21 protein-coding genes are annotated in these 19,187 nt (G+C 65.5%); 13 read left to right on the top strand and 8 right to left on the bottom strand.

Annotation, left to right across the window (positions count from 1 at the left end; genetic code table 11):
• Nucleotides 1–19 precede the first annotated feature (19 nt).
• The 9 genes from flgF (at nt 20) to DKB74_RS10275 (ending at nt 7,887) form a co-directional block, all read left to right on the top strand.
• Nucleotides 20–763 (top strand): flagellar basal-body rod protein FlgF, encoded by a 744-nt coding sequence (flgF, locus tag DKB74_RS10315; RefSeq protein WP_109808047.1) that lies wholly within the window; start codon nt 20–22, stop codon nt 761–763.
• Nucleotides 764–777: 14 nt separating this feature from the next.
• The gene (flgG, locus tag DKB74_RS10310) at nt 778–1,566 is read left to right on the top strand and encodes a flagellar basal-body rod protein FlgG (RefSeq protein ID WP_109808046.1); all 789 of its coding nucleotides are present in this window, start codon (nt 778–780) and stop codon (nt 1,564–1,566) included.
• Nucleotide 1,567: 1 nt separating this feature from the next.
• Nucleotides 1,568–2,272 (top strand): flagellar basal body L-ring protein FlgH, encoded by a 705-nt coding sequence (locus tag DKB74_RS10305; RefSeq protein WP_109808045.1) that lies wholly within the window; start codon nt 1,568–1,570, stop codon nt 2,270–2,272.
• Between the two features lie 17 nt (nt 2,273–2,289).
• Nucleotides 2,290–3,384: a flagellar basal body P-ring protein FlgI gene (locus DKB74_RS10300; RefSeq protein WP_109808278.1), complete on the top strand. Its 1,095-nt coding sequence runs from the start codon at nt 2,290–2,292 to the stop codon at nt 3,382–3,384.
• Nucleotides 3,381–3,734: a rod-binding protein gene (locus DKB74_RS18940; protein WP_109808044.1), complete on the top strand. Its 354-nt coding sequence runs from the start codon at nt 3,381–3,383 to the stop codon at nt 3,732–3,734. The genes DKB74_RS10300 and DKB74_RS18940 overlap by 4 nt, the downstream gene beginning before the upstream one ends.
• Complete coding sequence (gene flgK / locus DKB74_RS10290; RefSeq protein WP_109808043.1) at nt 3,731–5,065, top strand: flagellar hook-associated protein FlgK; 1,335 nt, start codon at nt 3,731–3,733, stop codon at nt 5,063–5,065. The genes DKB74_RS18940 and flgK overlap by 4 nt, the downstream gene beginning before the upstream one ends.
• An 8-nt stretch (nt 5,066–5,073) precedes the next feature.
• Entirely contained in the window at nt 5,074–5,964 is an 891-nt protein-coding gene (gene flgL, locus DKB74_RS10285; protein WP_145960947.1) for a flagellar hook-associated protein FlgL, read from the top strand.
• 100 nt (nt 5,965–6,064) lie between these two features.
• Nucleotides 6,065–6,928 carry a flagellar motor stator protein MotA gene (gene motA, locus DKB74_RS10280; RefSeq protein WP_109808041.1) on the top strand — a complete coding sequence of 288 codons (864 nt, stop codon included), beginning with the start codon at nt 6,065–6,067 and terminating at the stop codon, nt 6,926–6,928.
• A gap of 56 nt (nt 6,929–6,984) precedes the next feature.
• Nucleotides 6,985–7,887, top strand: a complete 903-nt coding sequence (locus DKB74_RS10275) for a flagellar motor protein MotB (RefSeq protein ID WP_109808040.1) — start codon at nt 6,985–6,987, stop codon at nt 7,885–7,887.
• Nucleotides 7,888–7,998: 111 nt separating this feature from the next.
• Here DKB74_RS10275 and DKB74_RS10270 read toward each other — a convergent pair whose 3' ends face one another.
• The 4 genes from DKB74_RS10270 to DKB74_RS10255 form a co-directional block, all read right to left on the bottom strand.
• Nucleotides 7,999–10,965, bottom strand: coding sequence for a porin family protein (locus tag DKB74_RS10270; protein WP_239987461.1), 2,967 nt, complete (start codon nt 10,963–10,965; stop codon nt 7,999–8,001).
• A gap of 128 nt (nt 10,966–11,093) precedes the next feature.
• Nucleotides 11,094–11,624: a DUF4199 domain-containing protein gene (locus DKB74_RS10265; RefSeq protein ID WP_109808276.1), complete on the bottom strand. Its 531-nt coding sequence runs from the start codon at nt 11,622–11,624 to the stop codon at nt 11,094–11,096.
• 103 nt (nt 11,625–11,727) lie between these two features.
• Nucleotides 11,728–12,168, bottom strand: coding sequence for a helix-turn-helix transcriptional regulator (locus tag DKB74_RS10260; RefSeq protein WP_239987460.1), 441 nt, complete (start codon nt 12,166–12,168; stop codon nt 11,728–11,730).
• A gap of 233 nt (nt 12,169–12,401) precedes the next feature.
• Complete coding sequence (locus tag DKB74_RS10255; RefSeq protein ID WP_109808038.1) at nt 12,402–13,667, bottom strand: aspartate kinase; 1,266 nt, start codon at nt 13,665–13,667, stop codon at nt 12,402–12,404.
• Nucleotides 13,668–13,726: 59 nt separating this feature from the next.
• Between DKB74_RS10255 and ubiG the strand changes: the two genes are divergently transcribed.
• Complete coding sequence (gene ubiG / locus DKB74_RS10250; protein ID WP_109808037.1) at nt 13,727–14,458, top strand: bifunctional 2-polyprenyl-6-hydroxyphenol methylase/3-demethylubiquinol 3-O-methyltransferase UbiG; 732 nt, start codon at nt 13,727–13,729, stop codon at nt 14,456–14,458.
• A 25-nt stretch (nt 14,459–14,483) separates the two neighbouring features.
• Here ubiG and DKB74_RS10245 read toward each other — a convergent pair whose 3' ends face one another.
• A complete protein-coding gene (locus DKB74_RS10245) occupies nt 14,484–14,855 on the bottom strand; it encodes a tRNA-binding protein (protein ID WP_109808036.1) in 372 nt (123 codons plus the stop codon).
• Between the two features lie 11 nt (nt 14,856–14,866).
• Nucleotides 14,867–15,484 carry a DUF6445 family protein gene (locus DKB74_RS10240; RefSeq protein WP_109808275.1) on the bottom strand — a complete coding sequence of 206 codons (618 nt, stop codon included), beginning with the start codon at nt 15,482–15,484 and terminating at the stop codon, nt 14,867–14,869.
• 84 nt (nt 15,485–15,568) lie between these two features.
• Between DKB74_RS10240 and ung the strand changes: the two genes are divergently transcribed.
• The gene (ung, locus tag DKB74_RS10235) at nt 15,569–16,303 is read left to right on the top strand and encodes a uracil-DNA glycosylase (RefSeq protein WP_109808035.1); all 735 of its coding nucleotides are present in this window, start codon (nt 15,569–15,571) and stop codon (nt 16,301–16,303) included.
• Between the two features lie 75 nt (nt 16,304–16,378).
• The gene (locus DKB74_RS10230) at nt 16,379–17,515 is read left to right on the top strand and encodes a GGDEF domain-containing protein (protein ID WP_239987459.1); all 1,137 of its coding nucleotides are present in this window, start codon (nt 16,379–16,381) and stop codon (nt 17,513–17,515) included.
• A gap of 15 nt (nt 17,516–17,530) precedes the next feature.
• On the opposite strand, the gene DKB74_RS10225 is transcribed toward DKB74_RS10230, so the two are convergent.
• Nucleotides 17,531–18,127, bottom strand: coding sequence for a hypothetical protein (locus tag DKB74_RS10225; RefSeq protein ID WP_109808033.1), 597 nt, complete (start codon nt 18,125–18,127; stop codon nt 17,531–17,533).
• A 90-nt stretch (nt 18,128–18,217) separates the two neighbouring features.
• On the opposite strand from DKB74_RS10225, the gene DKB74_RS10220 reads away from it, so the two are divergent.
• On the top strand, nt 18,218–18,697 hold the full coding sequence (locus DKB74_RS10220) for a YaiI/YqxD family protein (RefSeq protein ID WP_109808032.1): 480 nt from the start codon (nt 18,218–18,220) through the stop codon (nt 18,695–18,697).
• An 8-nt stretch (nt 18,698–18,705) separates the two neighbouring features.
• Here the strand turns inward: DKB74_RS10220 and DKB74_RS10215 are convergent, their stop codons facing one another.
• The gene (locus tag DKB74_RS10215; protein WP_109808031.1) at nt 18,706–19,092 is read right to left on the bottom strand and encodes a DUF4440 domain-containing protein; all 387 of its coding nucleotides are present in this window, start codon (nt 19,090–19,092) and stop codon (nt 18,706–18,708) included.
• Nucleotides 19,093–19,187: the final 95 nt, after the last annotated feature.

Here is a 19,187-nt window from a genome sequence, read left to right as displayed (position 1 = left end):
GGCGGGGAAGGAATAGGCCATGGACCGGCTCGTCTATACGGCGCTTTCGGGCCTGCGCAGCCAGATGCAGGCGCAGGCGGCGATTGCCAACAACATCGCGAACGCATCGACCATCGGCTATCGCGCCGACCGGGTGTCGTTCGACCGGATGATGCTGACGGGTTCGGGCCTCGACACGCGCCAGCTGGCATCGGCCAGCGTGCACGATTCCGATCGCGGCCCCGGTGCGATGCTCCAGACCGACAATCCGCTCGACGTTGCCGTGACCACCGACAGCTGGATCGCGGTGCAGGCGACCGACGGGGCCGAGGCCTATACGCGGCGCGGCGATCTTTCCGTCGCTGCCTCGGGCGTTTTGGAAACCGGCGACGGTTTCCCGGTGATGGGCTCGGGGGGGCCCATCACCGTGCCGCCCCATGAATCGATCAGCATCGCAGCCGACGGCACGGTTTCGATCGTCCCGCCCGGCGGCGATCCCGACCAGCCCCAGCAGATCGACAAGATCAAGCTGGTGAGCACGCAAGGGTCGAACACCGTCAAGGGGCTGGACAATCTGTTGCATGTGAAGGGCGGCGGCGTGCTGCCGGAAGACCTGGATGCGACCGTGCGCTCCGGTTCGCTCGAACAATCCAACGTCAATCTGACGCAAGCGCTGGTCGACATGATCGAGAACCAGCGCGCCTACGAAGTTCAGGCCAATCTGCTGAAAGAAGCCAAGCAGATGGATGAAAGCACCGCATCGCTGATGCGGATGCCCGGCTAAGGGAGTTTTACCAAATGGGTTCTGCAGCACTCCATATCGCCCGCACCGGGCTCGACGCGCAGGACATGCGCATGCGCGTGATCTCGAACAACCTCGCGAACGTCAACACCACTGCCTACAAGCGCGACCGCGCCTCGTTTCAGACGCTCGCCTATCAGGTGGTGACTGCGCCGGGCGCGTCGAGCACCGCCGAAACCAAATATGCCACCGGCATCAACCTGGGCACCGGCGTGCGTATTCAGGGCACTGCCCGGATCGACACGCAGGGCGAGTTTCAGACGACGGGCAACGCGCTCGATGTCGCGCTCGACGGCAATGGCTATTTTCAGGTGCAGATGCCGGGCGGTCAGCTCGGCTATACCCGCGCCGGCAATTTCTCGCGCGACAGCCAGGGCCAGCTGGTGACTTCCGAAGGCTATCAGGTGATGCCCGGCATCACGATCCCGGAAACCGCCACGTCGATCACCATCGGCACCGACGGCACCGTTTCGGCGACGCTCGCCGGACAAAGCGAATCGAGCGATCTGGGCCAGATCCAGATCGCCAGCTTCCCCAATTCGGCGGGGCTGCGCGCAGTCGGCGACAATTATCTCGTTGAAAGCGCGGCTTCGGGTGCCGCCAGTCTGGGCGCGGCGGGCGAGGAAGGCCGCGGCATGATCCGCCAGGGCATGCTCGAAGGGTCGAACGTCAATGTCGTCGAGGAACTGGTCGACATGATCGAGACGCAGCGCGCCTACGAAGTCAATTCGAAGATGATCTCCGCCACCGATGAGATGCTGAAATATGTCAACCAGAACATCTGATATGCGCAGCGCCAAATTCCTCGCCGGTCTCGCCACGGGCGCGCTGGCGGTGGTCATCGCCGCCGCCACGGTCACGCCCGCCGACGCCCAGCGCCGCGATCGCGACCGCGACCGCGAACAGGTGCGCGAATATGCGCCCACCGCGCCGGTCGCGCCGATGCCGGTCGCGGCCAATGGCGGCATCTTTCAGGCGAGCCAGGGCTATGCCGCGCTTTACGAAGGCAATCGCGCGCGCCGCGTCGGCGATCCGGTGACGATCGTGCTGGTCGAACGGACTCAGGCGACCAAGTCGCAGGGGACCGATTACGACAGCACCGGCGGCTTTTCGATCCTGCCGCCGACCACCGGCGCGCTGTCGCTGTTCAGCGCCACCGACGCCACGGTCAGCAGCAATCGCGGGTTCAACGGCGGCGGCACCGCCAGCCAGGCGAACCAGCTGTCGGGCGAAATCACCGTCACCATCGCCGAAGTCTATGGCAACGGCACGATGCTGGTGCGCGGCGAAAAGCGGCTGACGCTCAACCGCGGCGACGAATATATCACGATCAGCGGCATCATCCGCACCGCCGACGTCAACCAATATAATCAGGTGGCATCGACGCGCGTCGCCGACGCCCAGATTTCCTACACCGGCAAGGGCGATCTCGCCCGGTCCAGCCGTCAGGGCTGGCTGAGCCGGTTCTTCCAGATCATCAGCCCCTTCTGACGATGGAGCATCGCGTCATGATTCGCATTCTTCTCGCGCTTTTCGCGCTGTTCGTCGCGGTTCAGCCCGCCGCCGCGCAGCGCGTGAAGGATCTCGGCGGCTTTCAGGGCATTCGCGCCAACCAGCTGACCGGATACGGCATCGTCGTCGGTCTGCCGGGCACGGGCGACGACAATCTGGAATATACCGTCCAGTCGATGCGGGGCGTGGCATCGCGCTTCGGGCTCGAATTGCCGCCGGGCGTCAATCCCGCGCTCAAAAATGCAGCGGCAGTGGTGATCACTGCCGAACTGCCTGCCTTTGCCAAGCCCGGCCAGCGGCTCGACGTCACGGTCTCGGCGCTCGGCAAGGCCAAGAGCCTGCGCGGCGGCACACTGGTGCTGACCCCGCTGCTCGGCGCCGACGGCAACATCTATGCGATGGCGCAGGGCGGTCTGGTCGTCGGCGGTCTGGGCGCGGAGGGGCGCGACGGATCCTCGGTCGTCGTCAACATCCCCTCCTCCGGCCGCATTCCCGAAGGGGCGAGCGTCGAACGGACGGTGGAAACCGGGTTCGACACCGCACCCTATCTGACCTTCAACCTTTCGCGCGCCGATTTCACTACGGCCCAGCATGTCGCGGACGCGATCAACTTCCATTTCGGCGATAACCGTGCCCGCGCGGTCGATGCCGTTTCGGTCGCGGTGATCGCACCTCCCGGCGCAGACATCCGCGCGGCGATGATCAGCGAGATCGAAAATCTGCCGGTCCAGGCGGCCGAAGCCGCGGCGCGCGTCATCGTCAATGCGCGCACCGGCACGGTGGTGATCAATTCGGCGGTGCGGGTCCGACCCGCCGCCGTCTCGCACGGCAGCCTGACCGTGCGGATCGACGAGGCCCCGCGCGTCAGCCAGCCCGCGCCGTTCAGCCGTGGCCAGACGACCACCGAAGAGCAAAGCTCGGTGGGCGTGCATGAGGAACGCCGCCCGATGTTCATCCTCGACGGCGGCGCGAACCTTGCCGATATCGTCAAGGCGGTGAACGCGATCGGCGCTTCGCCGGGCGATCTCGTCGCGATCCTTCAGGCGCTCAAGGAAGCCGGCGCGCTCGACGCCGAACTGGTGATCCTGTGACCGGCGCGGTCGCATCCCCGACCGGCGCAATCGCGGGGACCGCCGGGTCCGCCAGCGATACGTCGCGCCTTCAGAACAAGGATAATCTGGAAGCGGCGGGCCAGCGTTTCGAAGCGATCTTCACCAAGATGATGCTCAGCTCGATGCGCAAGGCCAAGCTGGGCGACGGCCTGTTCGACAGCAAGGCGCTCGACCAGTTTCGCGACATGCAGGACGATCAGCTCGCCAAATCCATGTCGGTGAACACGCCGATGGGCATCGGCAAGGCAATGACCGAATTCCTCGCGCGCGGCGTGGGCAGCGGCGATGCCGCCGCCCCGGCCGGCAATGACGAAAGCACCGGCGGATGAGCGACCTGCTTTCGATCGGCGCCAGCGGCGTGCGCGCCTATCAGGCGGCGATCGGCACCACGTCCGACAATATCGCCAATGCGGGCAGCGCGGGCTATACCCGCCGCACCACCGCCATGTCCGAAGTCAGCATCGCGACCACCGCGCGCACCGGCAGCGGCGCGGGCGTGGTGGTAACCGGCGTCGCGCGCATGGGCGACGACGCGCGCGCAGGCACCGTGCGCAACGCGAGCGCCGATCTCGCCAAGACCGAAACCAGCGCCACCTGGCTCGAGCGGATCGAAAATGCGCTCGCCGACAATGGCCTGTCCGATCAGCTGACTGTTTTTTTCAACGCCGGGAAAAGCGTCGCCGCCGATCCTTCGGCCATCGCGCCGCGCGCGGTGATGCTCGAATCCGCCGCATCGCTCGCCAGCGCCTTCAACGCGACCGGCAAGGCGCTGGACGCCGCCGCGACCGATCTCGACGCCAGCGCCGAAGCCGCGGTGACTCAGCTCAACCAGCTCGCCGAAGGGCTTGCCAAGGTCAATGCCGGCCTCTCGCGCGCCGCTTCGGGCGGCGCGGGACAGGCGACTCTGCTCGATCAGCGCGATCAGCTGCTCGAACAAATGAGCGCGATCACCGATGTCACCGTCACGCTCGACGGCTTCGGACGCGCCAATGTTCTGGCGGGCGGCAGCGACGGGCCGATGCTCGTCCAGGGCGAGAGCCATGGCGGCGTCACCTATCTGCGCAACGAAGCGGGCGCGGTTTCGCTTGCCGTGCACAACCATGCCGGAACCCAGGCGATGGTCGCGCGCGGCGGCACGCTCGCCGGGACGATCGAAGGGGCTCAGCGCATCGCCGACGCCCGGGCCGAACTCGACGCCGTCGCCACTGCCGTGACCGAAGGCGTCAATGGCGTGCAAGCGCAGGGCATCGGGCTCGACGGCATGTCGGGCGCACCGATGTTCGAAGCAGGCGATCCGCCGTCGCAGATGAGTCTCGCGCTCACCGATCCACGCGGAATCGCGGCGGCCGCCCCGGGCGGTGGAACGCGCGACAACAGCAACCTCGCCAATCTGGAGGCGCTGCGCAGCACCACCAATGCCGAAGGGCGCATCGCCGATGCCGTGACCGCCAACGCCACGGCGCTTTCCGCACGCCGCACCGTGGCCGACGCCCAGACCGCGATCCACGACAGCGCGGTTGCCGCCCGCGATTCGGTAAGCGGCGTCAATCTGGACGAGGAAGCGGTCGACCTTATCCGGTTCCAGCAGGCCTATCAGGCGTCGAGCCGCGTCATCCAGGTGGCGCGCGAAACGCTGCAATCCATCCTCAATATCCAGTGAGCACGGCGATGCGCATTTCGACCAACCAGCTCTACAGCCACGCCACGTCGCAGATCACCGGCCTGTCGATCGACGCCAATCGGCTGCAGACACAGATCGCGACCAACAAGCGCGTCGACGCGCCGTCCGACGATGCCACCGCATGGCGGCGCATCCAGACGCTCGATCGCGACGGCGCCAATGCCAAGGCCGACGCCGCCAATGTCGATCTTGCCCAGACGATCCTGGGCGAAACCGATGTCGCGCTGTCCGGCGTCGAAAAACAATTGCAGCACGCACAGGAACTCGCGCTGCAGGCCGCGAGCGACACGCTGAACGAAACCGATCGCGCGGCGATTTCGGCAGAGCTCGACGGCGTCGTCGACGAGCTTTTCTCGCTCGCCAATCAGACCGATGTCCGTGGCCAGCCGCTCTTTGCCGGGGCGACGGGCGATACTGCCTATGTGAAGCAGGACGATGGCACGATCCGCTTCGCCGGTTCGGGGGAACCGGCGGCGATCCCGATCGGCAACGGCGATTCGGTTCAGGCAAGCGTCAGCGGCGCGCGGGTCTTCGGCAGCGATGGCGATGGCGCGTTCGGCGCGCTCGCGGCGCTGGCCTCCGCGCTTCAGGCAGGCGATACCGGCGCAATCGGCCAGGCAGCGGACGCCATCGGCGACGCGCTGTCCAGCGTCGGTGCGACGCGCGCCTCGGTCGGCGCGCGCGCGATCCGGCTCGATTATGTCGCCGAGCGATTCGATACTGCCGCGACGACGCGAACCGAAAGCCGCAGCGCGCTCGAGGAAGTCGATATGACGGCGGCGATCGCCGAACTTCAGAAGACGCTGACCGTGCTCGACGCCACGCAATCGAGCTTCACCAAGCTCACTTCGCTGTCGCTGTTCGATTATCTGCGGTGATTAGCGGCACGGTAACCAGTTTTGCCGCAAGTTTTCCGCGCTCCGGCCGTTCTGGGTTCGGGGAGCCTTTTCCAGGCCAAGGGGGGATATCGATAACGTCATGTTTCCGCTGATCGGTCTTGTCGTCCTGCTGGTCATGGTCTTCGGTGGTTTCACGATCACCGGCGGCGCGCTTGGCCCCGTGCTCGAAGCGATTCCGCACGAAATGCTGATCATCGGCGGCGCCGCGGTCGGCGCGCTGATCATCGGCAATTCGACCAAGGAGCTGAAGGCGCTGGGCGGCGGCGTGGTCAAGGTGCTCAAGGGCCCCAAATACAAGAAACAGGATTATCTCGACACGATCTTCCTCGTGTCGAAACTGATGAAGATGCTGCGTACCGAAGGGCCGATCGCGCTCGAACCGCATGTCGAGGATCCGCAGTCTTCCGCCATCTTCGCCGAATATCCGCGCCTGCTTGCCGACAAGACGCTGGTCAATCTGATCGCCGATACGCTGCGGCTCGTCGTCGTGTCGTCGGGCACGCTCGACGTGCATGCGGTCGAGGAAGTGATGGATAACACCATCAAGACTCACCATCACGAGGTTCAGGGGCCGCAGACGACGCTCCAGTCGCTGTCCGATGCCCTGCCCGCGCTCGGCATCGTCGCCGCCGTGCTGGGCGTGGTCAAGACAATGGGTTCGATCGACAAGCCGCCGAGCATATTGGGCGGGATGATCGGGTCGGCACTGGTCGGCACCTTCATGGGCGTGCTGCTCGCCTATGGCATCGTCGGGCCGCTCGCCACCCGGCTGCAGCAGGTGATCGATGCCGATGCGGCAATCTATCACACGGTGAAGCAGATCATCATTGCCTCGCTCCACGGCCATCCGCAGCCTTTGGTGATCGAAGCCGCACGGTCGGGCATCGCCCATTCGAACCAGCCGGCATTCGGCGAAGTGTTCGACGGATTGCGCGGTCGATGATGTTTGTTCGGCTTCGCCTGTTCGGCCGGTGCCGTTCTGTCCGGGAGGACCAGTAAATGGCAGCTCGCGCGCCGCACGGTTCGAACCAGCCGGTCATCATCGTCAAGAAAATCATCGAGGAAGGGCATGGCGGCCATCATGGCGGTGCCTGGAAAGTCGCCTATGCCGATTTCGTGACGGCGATGATGGCGTTCTTCCTGCTGCTCTGGCTGCTCGGCGCGACGACCGAGAAACAGCGTAAGGCACTGGCCGACTATTTCGCGCCCACGCTGATCGAACTGAAACAGAACAGCGCCGGTTCGAACGGGCTGTTCGGCGGCGAAAGCGTGATCGACAAGGATAATTACCCGCACAAGGCGGCCCAGACGGGCACGCGCGCGCTGACGATCCCCGCCGATTCGACCGGCGGTATTCAGGTCGGCACCGCCGAGCGCGGTTCGCTGCGCAGCCGCGAATCGATAGAGCGCGAGGATCAGCGCAATTTCGAACAGATGCGCCGCGAATTGCAGCGCCGGATCAGCCAGTCGCCCCAGCTGGCGCAACTCGCCAACCATGTCCGTTTTGTCCAGACGCGTGACGGCATGCGGATCGACCTGATGGATGATGCCGATTATTCGATGTTCGACAGCGGCACGACGGCACTGGTATCGTCCGCCGATTCGCTGGTCGGCCTGGTGTCGGAAGCGATCAAGGCGCTGCCCAACCCGATCATGATCCGCGGCCACACCGACAGCGTGCCCTATGGCGATCCGTTGCGCATGAACAACTGGATGCTGTCGAGCGGACGCGCAGAGGCCACGCGCCGTCGGCTGGCCGTGGGCGGCGTGGAGGAAGCCCGCTTCTCGCGCATCGAGGGCGTCGCCGATCGCGAACCGATGATTCGCGAAAATCCCGCCGATCCGCGCAACCGCCGGGTGGCGATCACATTGCTCTATCGTCCCGGTGAATTCGGCGAGTAGGCGCGTTTGCGGTTTGGCGGCCCCGGCCCGCTCCCCCACCCGGCCTCCCATCGGCAGTATTTTGTGGGAGGCCGGGTGGGGAGTGGGCCGGCGCCGCTTACACAAATAGCGTCAGAAGAACAGCTTGCGGAACTCGATCGAGATGCGCCGCCCCACCGGATCGATCAGATCGGGTTGATAGGTCAGCGGCACCGTGCCGCTCGCATCGGTCACTTTCTGTCGCGAATCGAACAGGTTGGATATCGAAAGCGACACGCGTGTGCCGCGCAGCCAGCGATGGTCGCGGACCAGCGTGACCTGACGCCCCAGATCGACGAACAGCCGCGCATCCACGGTGGCCAGGCTACCGAAGCGCAATTGCTCGGGCGCGGCGCTGGTGCCTGCGTTGACATGGGTGGCGCCTTGCCACTTGCCCGACAGGTTGACGCCCAGACCATCCTTGAACACGCCCGCGTTCAGCTCGAACTCGTGCCGCGCCTGACCGCCGCTGCTGCCCACCGCCGAACCGTTGAGCCGGTCCAGCACGGGCAGGCCGTCGCGGATCACGACTTCGTCGCGCAGATGGATCGTGTGATAGAGCGAGAAGCGGATGCGCCCGGCCATCGCGCCGTTGCGCCCGCCCATCCGGCCAAAGCCGCGACCACCACCGGGCCCGCGACCGCCGCCACCGGCACCCGGCGGGGGACCCTCGGCACGCTGGCGACCGCCCGGGCCACCCTGCCCGGCTTCGCCGCGCGCTTCGCCCTGCGCACTCTGAGAACCCGGCGCACCCTGCGCCCCCTCGCCGCCGCGCGCGCCGTCGGGCCGGTTGCCGCGCCGACCCATGCCAAAGGGCGGTTCGGGCATCGCCGTGCCGTCGCGCTGGGCGCGTTCGCGCGCCGCGCGATATTCGGCGACGCGCCGTTCGACGGTTGAGGACAGCGGCAGCGACAGGTTGACGCCATAGCGGAACTGCTCGCGGTCGGTCCGCGCGAAATTGACCGCGCGATTGTCGAACGTGACGAGCACGCCATCGCCATCGCGAATGAACCGGTCCGGAAACGCCGCCTCGATTTCGGCGGTCGCGGCGGGAAGGCTCGAAATCGCATTGCGCGTGGTGCTGCGCACATATTCGGCGCTGAAGCGCAGGTCGGGCTTGTCCTCGAAAATCTGCGCGTTCATGCCGATCTTGAAGACATGGCGCTGCTCGCCCTCCAGCCCCGGATTGCCGCCGCCGATCGTTGTCACCAGCACCGATTCGCCGCGCGTATAATCGAACACGCGGACATTGGGCGTGACCACGGTGGGATTGCCCAGCTGCTGCGCGCTCGGCGCGTCTTCTTCCTCGGTCACCGAGATCAGGAAGCGTACCGGCTCGATCGGCGACCAGTTGAGTCCATAGCCATAGGTCACCAGCGTCCCGAAGTCGGAAAGCTGCTCGACTTCGACATTGCCGTTGAGCGACAGATCACCGATCGCGTCGAGCACGCCTTCGCGCCGACTGGCGATCGGCAGGTCGACATTCCACTGCCCATTGGCGGTCTGGCGCGAAACGCCGCTCGTGCGGCTGATGCCCGAACGCGTCGAATCGGACGAATAATCGCTCAGCGCGCCGCCGATCCGGATGCTGGTATTCACTTCGCCCGCGGGCATGCGGAACAGCTTGCCCGATGTCTGCGCCTCCACCGTTCCGGCATTCGATGTCGATCGCGAAATATCGAGCGGCAGGAACGACAGCATATCCAGCGGCGGATCGCCGAACGGATTGAACGCCGGATCGCCCAGGTCGAGCGCGGTCTGGAACGGCGTGACGTCGATGCCGGTGGTGGTGATCGTTTCCGACGTCGACCGGTCGTAATTCGCCGTCACCGACCAGCGCCAGATATCGCCATCGCCATTGAACCCGGTGCCGAGATGGATCGTCTGCGATGACGTATCGCGGTCGAGCGCGCCGAGCGAAGGATAGGCGCGATAAAGCGTCACATCATCGGCGAACGGCGAATAGGGATTGCCCGCCGGCAGAGTGAGCGTCGCCGTCGACAGCCCGAGCAGCGATTCGCTCTCGGTCGCGGTCAGTTCGACATTGAACGTCGCAGTCACGCGCGGCGCGATCGGCCGCGCGATGACGCCGTTGACCGTCAGCGTCCGGTTCGATCCCTGCAATGTGCGATAGGGCGCTTCGCTGCCGCTGTTCGGAGCATTGGCGCCGGGGACGAAATCGGCGAGCGACACGGCGCCGTCCGCCGCCCGCGCGAGCGCACCGGCCACGGTTACGGGCGTTCCGACCAGCGCGCTCAGCGCCGGATCGATTTCGCTGCTGCCGTCGGTTGCCGTGACATTGCCATAGCGGTCGAACAGGCTTTCGCGCGTCGGCACGATGTCGCGCTCATCCTCGGTCAGCGCCGAGCGGCCTTCATAGCCGATATGGAAGCTGATCCGCGCGTCGCCCGCGATCCGCAGGATGTCGAGATCGGCGTCCTGCGTCGAAAACCCGCCCGCCGTCGGCATGCCGCCTTCGAGTTCGGCGGTGATCGAGCGGAACCGTTCGCGCAGCACGATGTTCACGACGCGCTGATCGGCGCGATACCCGTATTTGAGCGCGACTTCCTCGGGCAGGATATCGACGCGCTCGATCGCTTCGGTGGGGATGTCGCGCAATTCGCGAAAGCCCGAAATGCGGCGCCCGTTGAGCAGGACGACCGGCCTGCCACTGCCCCGGCCCGAACTTGTCTGCGGCGCCAGGGCATCGAGCAATTCGCCGACCGAACTGACGCCATAGGAACGGATATCGGCCGGCGTCAGCACCTGTTCGGGCTGGATGTCGCCGACCACCGAGCCGCGCATTTCGGCAGTGACGACGATTTCGTCATCGGTGACGGCGATATCGCTCGCCGCTTGCGCATCCTGTGCGGTCTGGCCCGAGGCATCCTGCGGCGGAACGTCCTGGGGCGGAACGTCCTGCGATGGCGTTTCCTGCGCAGGAACATTCTGTCCGGCGGCATCCTGACCGCCCGGCACATCCTGCACCACCTGCGCCGCGAGCGCTGCCGGAGATGTCGTCGCCATCAATATCGAAGAAACCAGAACCAAGCGGCGCATGCCGGAGATACTCCCAAACAGATCGGCGCGCCCAACCCCGGACGCGCCGATGCCCATCTCCATTCGGCTACAAGCCACTTGTCGCAGAAATGTGCCAGCGCGAATTAAATTTCCGCCGGCACTCCGGCTCAGCGCGCGGGCAGGAACCTGGGGTTTGCCAGCAACGCCGCCGAAATCAGCGAAATCACTGCGCCCACCGGCGCGATCTCGGTAAAGGTCAGCGGCATGCGATAGAGCGGATTGTCATATCCGGCCATCATCGCATTCAGTTCGGCACTGCGCCGCGCAATCGCCGCCGCATCCGCCCCCGCCGCGCGCATCGCATCCAGATCGGCCTCGACATAGCCCGCCATGAAATCGAAGCCGGTCACCGCCAGCACGCCTTCCCAGGCAAGGACATAGAATATCCCCGCCACGATCGTGATGCCCAGCCCCATGCCCAGCGCGGGCAGAAACCGGATCACGCCGCCCTGCACGATATCGCGCTGCCGCTTGATCGCGATGAAGATCATGCTGAATGCGACCAGCATCGACGTATAGCCGATCGCCATGCCGATCGTCGGTGTCACATCGTGCAGGATCGTCACGCCGGTGCCGAACAGCACCGATCCCACGATCAGCCCCGCGATCGTACCGAATATCAGAATATGTCGTATCATCGTCCGCTCCCTTGTTTGCGAAGAAGCGCCGATCAGCACCGCACAACCCGGTTGGGGCAATCGCCCGAACGGGTGATTTTCGTGAACGGGGGGAAATGGGCGGTCATGGAATCAGCCCCAGCGCCCGGCCGCGCGCCACCGCATCGGTCCGCCGTTCGGCCTCGAGCTTGGCATAGAGATTGGCCAGATGCGTCTTCACCGTATTGGGGGAGACATGCAGCGCATCGGCGATCTGACGGTTGGATTTGCCCGCGGCCAGCGCCTCAAGAACCGTCAGTTCGCGGTCGCTGATGCCCAGTTGCGCCCGCGCCTGCGGATTGCCGTCGAACGGGCGCGGCGCCGGCGCGCGCAATAGCCGCCCGCCCAGATAGATGCCGAGCACCAGAAAGCCCAGCGCGACAAGGAAAAGCCAGATATCGCTCGACCGCGACCGCACCAGCCGCTGATAGTCGATCCATTCGAGCAGCAGCACGCCCAGCGCGAAAAGCGCGCCATAGATCAGGATGCGCCGCCATCCTCCGATCTGTTCGACGCCGATCCGCACCTGCTTCCCCTTGCTGCCCGCCCGACAGACGGCGGAGTTTGCAATGTAGGATTTGATTTGCCAGTCGGGAAAGGCTCTTTCGAATCGTTGATGTGAAGCCGCCGATGCCCCGCGCAATCGGTGCAAAAAGTCCCCTCGCGTACGCGCGCGCATGTGCCCGCGCGCGTTACGGTGCGAACCTGTGCGAACTTTGCACGCGTTTCTGCGGTTTTCCGGGGTCGGGTGGACCCAGCCTATTCCGCCGCGTCGGGACCGTCGAGGCCGTATGCGGTGTGCAGCACGCGCACCGCCAGTTCGGTATAATCCTCTTCGATCAGCACGCTGACCTTGATCTCCGACGTCGTGATCGCCTGAATATTGATGCCGCGATCGCCCAGCGTCTTGAACATCGCCGCCGCGACACCGGCATGGCTGCGCATGCCGACGCCCACCACCGACACCTTGGTCACCTTGGGATCGTGGATCAGCTTCGAATAGCCGATTGCTTCCTGTCCCTTTTCGAGCACGTCGAGCGCGCGGGCGAGCTCTGCCTTGGGCACGGTGAAGGTGACGTCGGTCGATCCGGTCGTGTGCGCGACATTCTGGACGATCATGTCCACATTGATGTTCGCATCGGCCAGCGGCGTGAAGATCGATGCCACCGCGCCGGGACGATCCGAAACCTCGGTAAGCGTGATCTTCGCTTCGTTCTTGTCGTGCGCGATACCGGTGATGAGCTGCCGTTCCATGTTCACTTCCTCTTCGCCCACGATCAACGTGCCGCGATGTCCGTCTTCGTCGCGAATGTCATCGAAGGAGGAAAGCACGCGGACGCGCACCTTTTCCTTCATCGCCAGCCCGACCGATCGCGTCTGCAGCACCTTGGCCCCGACGCTCGCCAGTTCGAGCATTTCCTCATATGTCACTTTGGACAGCTTCTGTGCCCGCGGCACGATGCGCGGATCGGTGGTATAGACGCCATCGACATCGGTATAGATGTCGCAGCGGTCGGCCTTCATCGCCGCGGCCATCGCCACTGCCGATGTGTCCGATCCGCCACGGCCCAGCGTCGCGACGCGATCGCCCAGCGCCATGCCCTGAAAGCCGGGAATTACCGCGACTTCGCGGCCGCTGCCGCCTTCGCCCATCGCCGCGAGCAGCGAATCGGTCTCGATCGCTTCGATCCGAGCCGATGCATGGCCGTCCGACGTGCGGATCGGCAATTGCCAGCCCATCCAGCTGCGCGCCGGAACGCCGATCGCCTGCAGCGCGATGGCGAGCAGGCCGCTCGTCACCTGTTCGCCCGACGATACGACCACGTCATATTCGCGCGGGTCGTACAGCGAGGATGCTTCGCGGCAGAAATTGACCAGCCGGTCGGTTTCGCCTGCCATCGCCGATACGACGACGGCGACTTCATTGCCCTGGTCCCATTCGTGTTTGACACGCTGGGCGACATTGCGGATGCGCTCGATCCCGGCCATCGAGGTGCCGCCGAACTTCATCACGATACGTGCCATGTGGGTGTCGCTCGATTCCGCGCATTGGATAGAATGGGGCGTCCTGATAGGAGCGGTTTATGGCGAACGCAATAAAAGCAACGATTGACCCGGCTGAAGCAAAACATTTCGGCACTCTCGCCGCCGACTGGTGGAATCCGAAGGGCAGCTCGGCGATGCTGCATCGCCTCAATCCGCCGCGCCTCGCCTTCATCCGCGAACAGATCGATGCGCATTGGGGCGGCGACCCGGCCAGCTTCACGCCGCTGGCGGGCAAAACCGCAATCGATGTCGGTTGCGGCGCGGGGCTGCTTGCCGAACCGCTCGCCCGAATGGGCGCCCGAGTGACCGGCGTCGATGCCGCGCCCGAAAATATCGGCGCCGCCGCTGCCCATGCCGCGCAATCGGGGCTCGACATCGAATATATCGCGGGCGGGATCGAGGATCTGGCGGGGCGCCGCTTCGATCTGGTCACGTCGATGGAAGTGATCGAACATGTCGCCGATCCCGCTGCCTTTGTCGCGGGGCTCGCGGGAGCACTGGCACCGGGCGGGCTGCTGCTGCTGTCGACACCCAACCGCACCGCGATCTCGCGTCTGGCGATGATCACCATCGGCGAAGGCACCGGCATGATCCCCAGGGGGACGCATGACTGGAGCCGTTTCCTGCGTCCCGAAGAACTCGAGCCAATGCTGGCGGATGCCGGGCTCACGGTAATCGCCAGGACCGGGCTCAGCTTCACCCCCGGCCATGGCTTCACGACCGGCGACAACGAAACGCTCAACTATCTGCTGGCGGCAGTTGCGGCCTGAAGGCAGCCGGCTCCGCAGGAGTAGCCTAGAACAGCCGCCCCCCATTGGGGACCGGCTTGCTCGGGCCGATCAGCACCACCTTGCCATCGGCATCGGGCATGCCCAGCGTCAGCACTTCGGACATCATCGGCCCGATCTGGCGCGGCGGGAAATTGACGACGGCGGCGACCTGCATCCCCGGCAGGTCGTCGAGCGCATAATGTTCGGTGATCTGCGCCGAGCTGCGCTTCGTTCCGATCACCGGTCCGAAATCGATCGTCAGCTTGTACGCGGGCTTGCGCGCCTCGGGAAAGGCTTCGGCTGCGATGATCGTGCCGACGCGGATATCGACGGCGAGAAACTGGTCGAAGGCGATTTGCGGTGCCGCATCTTCGGCGGGATCATGGTTCATGTGCATCGCATTGCTCCTCAGGCAGGGCGCGGCGCGGCGGCAAAGAACAGCGTCTGGACCAGACGCCCGTCCTCGGGCCCCTTGCCAAAGCCCTTCGCTGCATTGTGAAACATCCACGGGCTGAACAAGAGCAGGCGGTTGAACCGCATCGGCACCGTCATCGTCTTTTCCCAGCGCGCGGGCTTCAGCGTGTCGCCGTTGACGACCTCCTCGATCAGCCGGTTGATATCGCGATAGCCGGTCGGCGCAAGCTCGCGCTCGCTTTGCGGGACGCGATCGAGCCCGGTGGGGCGGTGGCGGAAGAAATCGGTGCCGCCACGGCAATGTTCGGGCGGTGTCAGATAGAGGATGCCCGAATAGGCGGCGGGATCGATATGCACGCCGCTCTTGCCGGTGTCGCCCGCCAGCGTCAGGCGGCAATGGCCGTGCATCGTGCGTGGAGCCGCCATCAGCGGCACGCCGACGCGTTGCGACACCGCCTGCTCCATCCCGCGAACTTCCAGCGGGGTGGTCGACATCAGGCCCGGATAATTGCCCTTCTTGAACTTCGGATCATAATCGAGTGCCAGTGCGCGGCGCCGCACCGACCAGGGGTCGGCCAGAAAATCGTCGATGAGGATCAGCGAAGGCAGCATGACGCCTTCCATGCCAGCCTGCGCCGCCGCCGCAAAGCCCGCAGGGCATTGACGCGCTCCCCCGCCCTGCGCCACCAGAGCGACATGGCCTCTGCCGAACCGACCGACATCAAGCTTGACCCGAGCTGGCGCGAACCGCTCGCCGGCGAATTCGCAAGTCCCTATATGGCCGCACTCAAGCAGTTCCTGCTCGGCGAGCGCCAGGCGGGAAAGCGGATATTCCCGGCCGGCAGCGAATGGTTCCGGGCGCTCGACCTCACCCCGCTCGACAAGGTGCGCGTCGTCATCCTGGGGCAGGATCCCTATCACGGCCCCGGACAGGCGCATGGCCTGTGCTTTTCGGTTCGCCCGGGCGTTCGTCCGCCCCCCAGCCTCGTCAATATTTACAAGGAACTTCACGCCGATCTGGGCATCGAACGGCCCTGCCACGGCTTTCTCGAACATTGGGCGCAGCAGGGCGTGTTGTTGCTCAACTCGGTGCTGACCGTCGAAATGGCAAAGGCCGCATCGCACCGCGACCGGGGGTGGGAAAAATTCACCGACGCGGTGATCCGGCTGGTTGCAGCCAAGGAAGAGCCGGTCGTCTTCCTGCTCTGGGGCAGCTATGCCCAGAAGAAGGCAGCCTTCATCCCGTCGGTCGAGCGAGGTGGACGCCATCTGGTGCTCAAGGCCGCGCACCCCTCGCCGCTATCGGCGCATAACGGCTTTCTCGGCTGCAGGCATTTCTCGAAGGCCAATGATTTTCTGGAAAGCCATGGCCGCGCTCCGATCGACTGGTCGCTCCCCTCGCCGACTGACTCGCCTGTGGGGCTGATTTAGGCTTTTATTAGCAAATTCAGCGCATTCCCGGGGGCTTGCACCTGCCGGGGGATGGGTATGTACGCGGAATCCACGGTGACCTCGTCCGCGCGCGCGCGACTGCGCCGGCTGGTGCGCCCAGAAATTCCTTTGGCGGTTCGCGACGAGCTGGCGCTGCGCCAAAGCCGCCGGCTCCATGATTTCCTGCCGATGATGTGCGTGCTGGTCGCGGCGAATTCGCTGGCGATGGCCTATGCCATTCTCGGCGATCTGCCCTGGTGGCAGCAAGCCGCGCCGCCCGTCATCCTCACCGGCACCTGCCTTGCCGTGCTAGCGATCAGCCGCTTTCGCCCGCAACCACAACATGCCGATGCCGCCCGGCGCCAGCATCGTTATGCGATCTGGACCAGCGGCGCGATGGGGCTGGTGTCGGGCCTGTGGTGCGTCAATGCCTTTACCGAAACTGAGCAATATTATTGCATGACCGCGCCGGTCTTCACCGGCATCGCGGCGATCATCGCCTCGACCTGTCTGCTCAGCGTGCCGCGCGCCGCGATTGCCGGAATGGTGGGCGCGCTCGCGCCGATCACGATCAAGCTGATGACCTATGAATATAGCTCGCTGCGGGCGATGGCGGTGATGCTGATCCTGCTGACGGCGATGCAGGCGAGCGTGGTGCTGAGCAAGTTCCGGGAGACCGTCGCCGCGCTGGTGCTGGAGAAGCGACTCGAACAGCTGGCAGAAGCCGATCCGCTGACCGGGCTCGACAACCGGCTGGCGTTCGAGCGCATCGCCCAGGCCGAGATGGATAGCGCCGCGCCGCTGACGCTGTTGCTCGCCGATCTCGACGGGTTCAAGCCGGTCAACGACACCCATGGTCATCAGGCGGGCGACGCCGTGCTGATTGCCCTGGCAAAACGGATGCGGGCGATGGCACCTGCGGCGCTTTCGGTCGCGCGGATCGGCGGCGACGAATTCGCCATCCTGTTGCCCGGCAACGATGCCCGTTCGGCGCGCGATCAGATCGAAGCGATCAGCATCGCACTGACCATGCCGGTCCCGCATGACGGACAGCGGTTGCGCGTCGGGGCGAGTTTCGGCGCGGCGGCAACGCCGGAGGACGCCACCAGCGTCGCCGCGCTGATGCACGCCGCCGATATGCGGCTTTATGCCGCCAAGGAAGAAGCGCGCGAAGCTGGTCGCTCGCCGTCCCGCGCCACCGCCGCGGCCTGAACGGTCAATCCGGCGTCAGGCGCAGCCTTCGACATAGCCGAGCACCGGCATGGTGCCGACATGCATCACCGTTACCTTGCCATCGGCGTCGAGTTCGAACCGGACGGCCGGGTCGCCGCTATCGGCATTGGGTGCGGTCAGATATTTGCCGCCTTCGACATATTTATGCGGCGTTTCGCGGAAACCGGGGAAAGCAGCCTTGACCTCGGCTTCGGTCGATCCCGGGCCGATGCCTTCGATCAGCTTCACGTCCGAACGCTGCCCCACGCTGATGCGGTGGACGGCACCGTCGGTGACGATGGCATAGACGCCCGGATAATCGGGCGAGGATACGGTCGTGCATGCGTCGGACGTCTGGGCCCCGCGGACGGCCCAGCCCGAATCTTCCGGCACCGGTTGCCCGATCTTCAACGCGCCCAGCCCTTCCAGCGTCAGCGTGTTGGCGCCGGCGGTTTCGCCGGGGGCGGGTGTCGGCGTGCCCGGATCGACCGGAGTCAGCGGATCGGTTTCGTTGGCGACGACGACATTCTGCGTTGCCGGAGCGTCGGTCGACGCAGGCGAGCAGGCGGCGAGGACGAGCGTAAGCGCGGTTGCGGCAAGGAATTTTTTCATGGCCGCAACAACCCCCGAGCGCGGCGCGCGGTTCCCTTTGCCGCATGCCAGGGGTTTGGCGAAAGCCGGGCGGGCGGGTAAGCCGGGCGAATGAACGAACCCCGTGCGGCGCAAGCCGAACCCGGCATATTGGTCGATGCCGATGCCTGTCCGGTGAAGGACGAAATCTATCGCGTCGCGATGCGGCACGCGGTTGCGGTGACGATCGTCAGCAACAGCCCGTTCCGCATTCCTGCGCATCCGCTGATCAGCCGCAAGATCGTTTCGGACGGGTTCGATGCCGCCGATGACTGGATCGCCGAACATGCCGGGCCGGAGACCATCGTCATCACTGCCGACATCCTGCTCGCCGACCGGTGCCTGAAGGCGGGCGCGACCGTGATCGGCAACAATGGCAAGCCGTTTACCAGCGCATCGATCGGCGGCGCGATCGCGACGCGGGCGATCATGGCGGACCTGCGCGCCGGGGCGGACGGGATCGGCGGCGGGCCGCCGCCCTTTTCCAAGGCGGATCGATCGCGGTTCCTGCAGGCGCTCGACACGGCATTGGTGCGACAGAAAAGCCGCTGAAGCTGCCTTCAGGCCAGCGTCACGAAAATCTCTGCCACGATCACCCAATCGCCGCCGGTTTCGCGCCATTTGGCGGCATAGCTGCCCGCGCTGGTCACCGGGCCGTCGGCGCCGTCGCGCCCTTCCCAGCGCCCCTGTTCCATTGCGATCGGTTCGACCGGCGAGACCGTCACGCTTTCCGGCATGCGGACATAGAGCGCGGGGCGCGCGGCGGCGAATTCGCGGCGCCAGACCTTTACCTGCGCCAGCCGCCCGGCGATCACGGCGCTGTCGCTGCCCGTCACCATCACGCAGTCGCGCGCCAGGATCGGGCCGATCGCGGCAGCATCGCGTGCGGCGATTGCGGCATTGAACGCGGCGCGGCGGGCGCGGATGGCGATTTCGGCGGCAGACATGGTGCGGGCTTTTCTGCGCCATCGCCGCCAAAGGCAAGATACGCGCGCCGCCGAATTGATGGGGCTGCGCGCGGGAAAGCGCCTAGGGTGGTGCC

The organism is Stakelama portus (assembly GCF_003171655.1).
GTDB lineage: Bacteria > Pseudomonadota > Alphaproteobacteria > Sphingomonadales > Sphingomonadaceae > Sphingomonas > Sphingomonas portus.
The sequence above is the reverse complement of the archived record's forward strand: the minus strand, read 5'-3'. Positions and strand labels throughout refer to the sequence as shown.

Excerpts from the sequence above, each read along its gene's own strand:
- flgF (WP_109808047.1), top strand. The coding sequence starts at position 20 with ATGGACCGGCTCGTCTATACGGCGCTTTCGGGCCTGCGCAGCCAGATG.
- flgG (WP_109808046.1), top strand. The coding sequence starts at position 778 with ATGGGTTCTGCAGCACTCCATATCGCCCGCACCGGGCTCGACGCGCAG.
- DKB74_RS10305 (WP_109808045.1), top strand. The coding sequence starts at position 1,568 with ATGCGCAGCGCCAAATTCCTCGCCGGTCTCGCCACGGGCGCGCTGGCG.
- DKB74_RS10300 (WP_109808278.1), top strand. The coding sequence starts at position 2,290 with ATGATTCGCATTCTTCTCGCGCTTTTCGCGCTGTTCGTCGCGGTTCAG.
- flgK (WP_109808043.1), top strand. The coding sequence starts at position 3,731 with ATGAGCGACCTGCTTTCGATCGGCGCCAGCGGCGTGCGCGCCTATCAG.
- flgL (WP_145960947.1), top strand. The coding sequence starts at position 5,074 with ATGCGCATTTCGACCAACCAGCTCTACAGCCACGCCACGTCGCAGATC.
- motA (WP_109808041.1), top strand. The coding sequence starts at position 6,065 with ATGTTTCCGCTGATCGGTCTTGTCGTCCTGCTGGTCATGGTCTTCGGT.
- DKB74_RS10275 (WP_109808040.1), top strand. The coding sequence starts at position 6,985 with ATGGCAGCTCGCGCGCCGCACGGTTCGAACCAGCCGGTCATCATCGTC.
- DKB74_RS10270 (WP_239987461.1), bottom strand. The coding sequence starts at position 10,965 with ATGCGCCGCTTGGTTCTGGTTTCTTCGATATTGATGGCGACGACATCT.
- DKB74_RS10265 (WP_109808276.1), bottom strand. The coding sequence starts at position 11,624 with ATGATACGACATATTCTGATATTCGGTACGATCGCGGGGCTGATCGTG.
- DKB74_RS10255 (WP_109808038.1), bottom strand. The coding sequence starts at position 13,667 with ATGGCACGTATCGTGATGAAGTTCGGCGGCACCTCGATGGCCGGGATC.
- ubiG (WP_109808037.1), top strand. The coding sequence starts at position 13,727 with ATGGCGAACGCAATAAAAGCAACGATTGACCCGGCTGAAGCAAAACAT.
- DKB74_RS10245 (WP_109808036.1), bottom strand. The coding sequence starts at position 14,855 with ATGCACATGAACCATGATCCCGCCGAAGATGCGGCACCGCAAATCGCC.
- DKB74_RS10240 (WP_109808275.1), bottom strand. The coding sequence starts at position 15,484 with ATGCTGCCTTCGCTGATCCTCATCGACGATTTTCTGGCCGACCCCTGG.
- ung (WP_109808035.1), top strand. The coding sequence starts at position 15,569 with ATGGCCTCTGCCGAACCGACCGACATCAAGCTTGACCCGAGCTGGCGC.
- DKB74_RS10225 (WP_109808033.1), bottom strand. The coding sequence starts at position 18,127 with ATGAAAAAATTCCTTGCCGCAACCGCGCTTACGCTCGTCCTCGCCGCC.
- DKB74_RS10220 (WP_109808032.1), top strand. The coding sequence starts at position 18,218 with ATGAACGAACCCCGTGCGGCGCAAGCCGAACCCGGCATATTGGTCGAT.
- DKB74_RS10215 (WP_109808031.1), bottom strand. The coding sequence starts at position 19,092 with ATGTCTGCCGCCGAAATCGCCATCCGCGCCCGCCGCGCCGCGTTCAAT.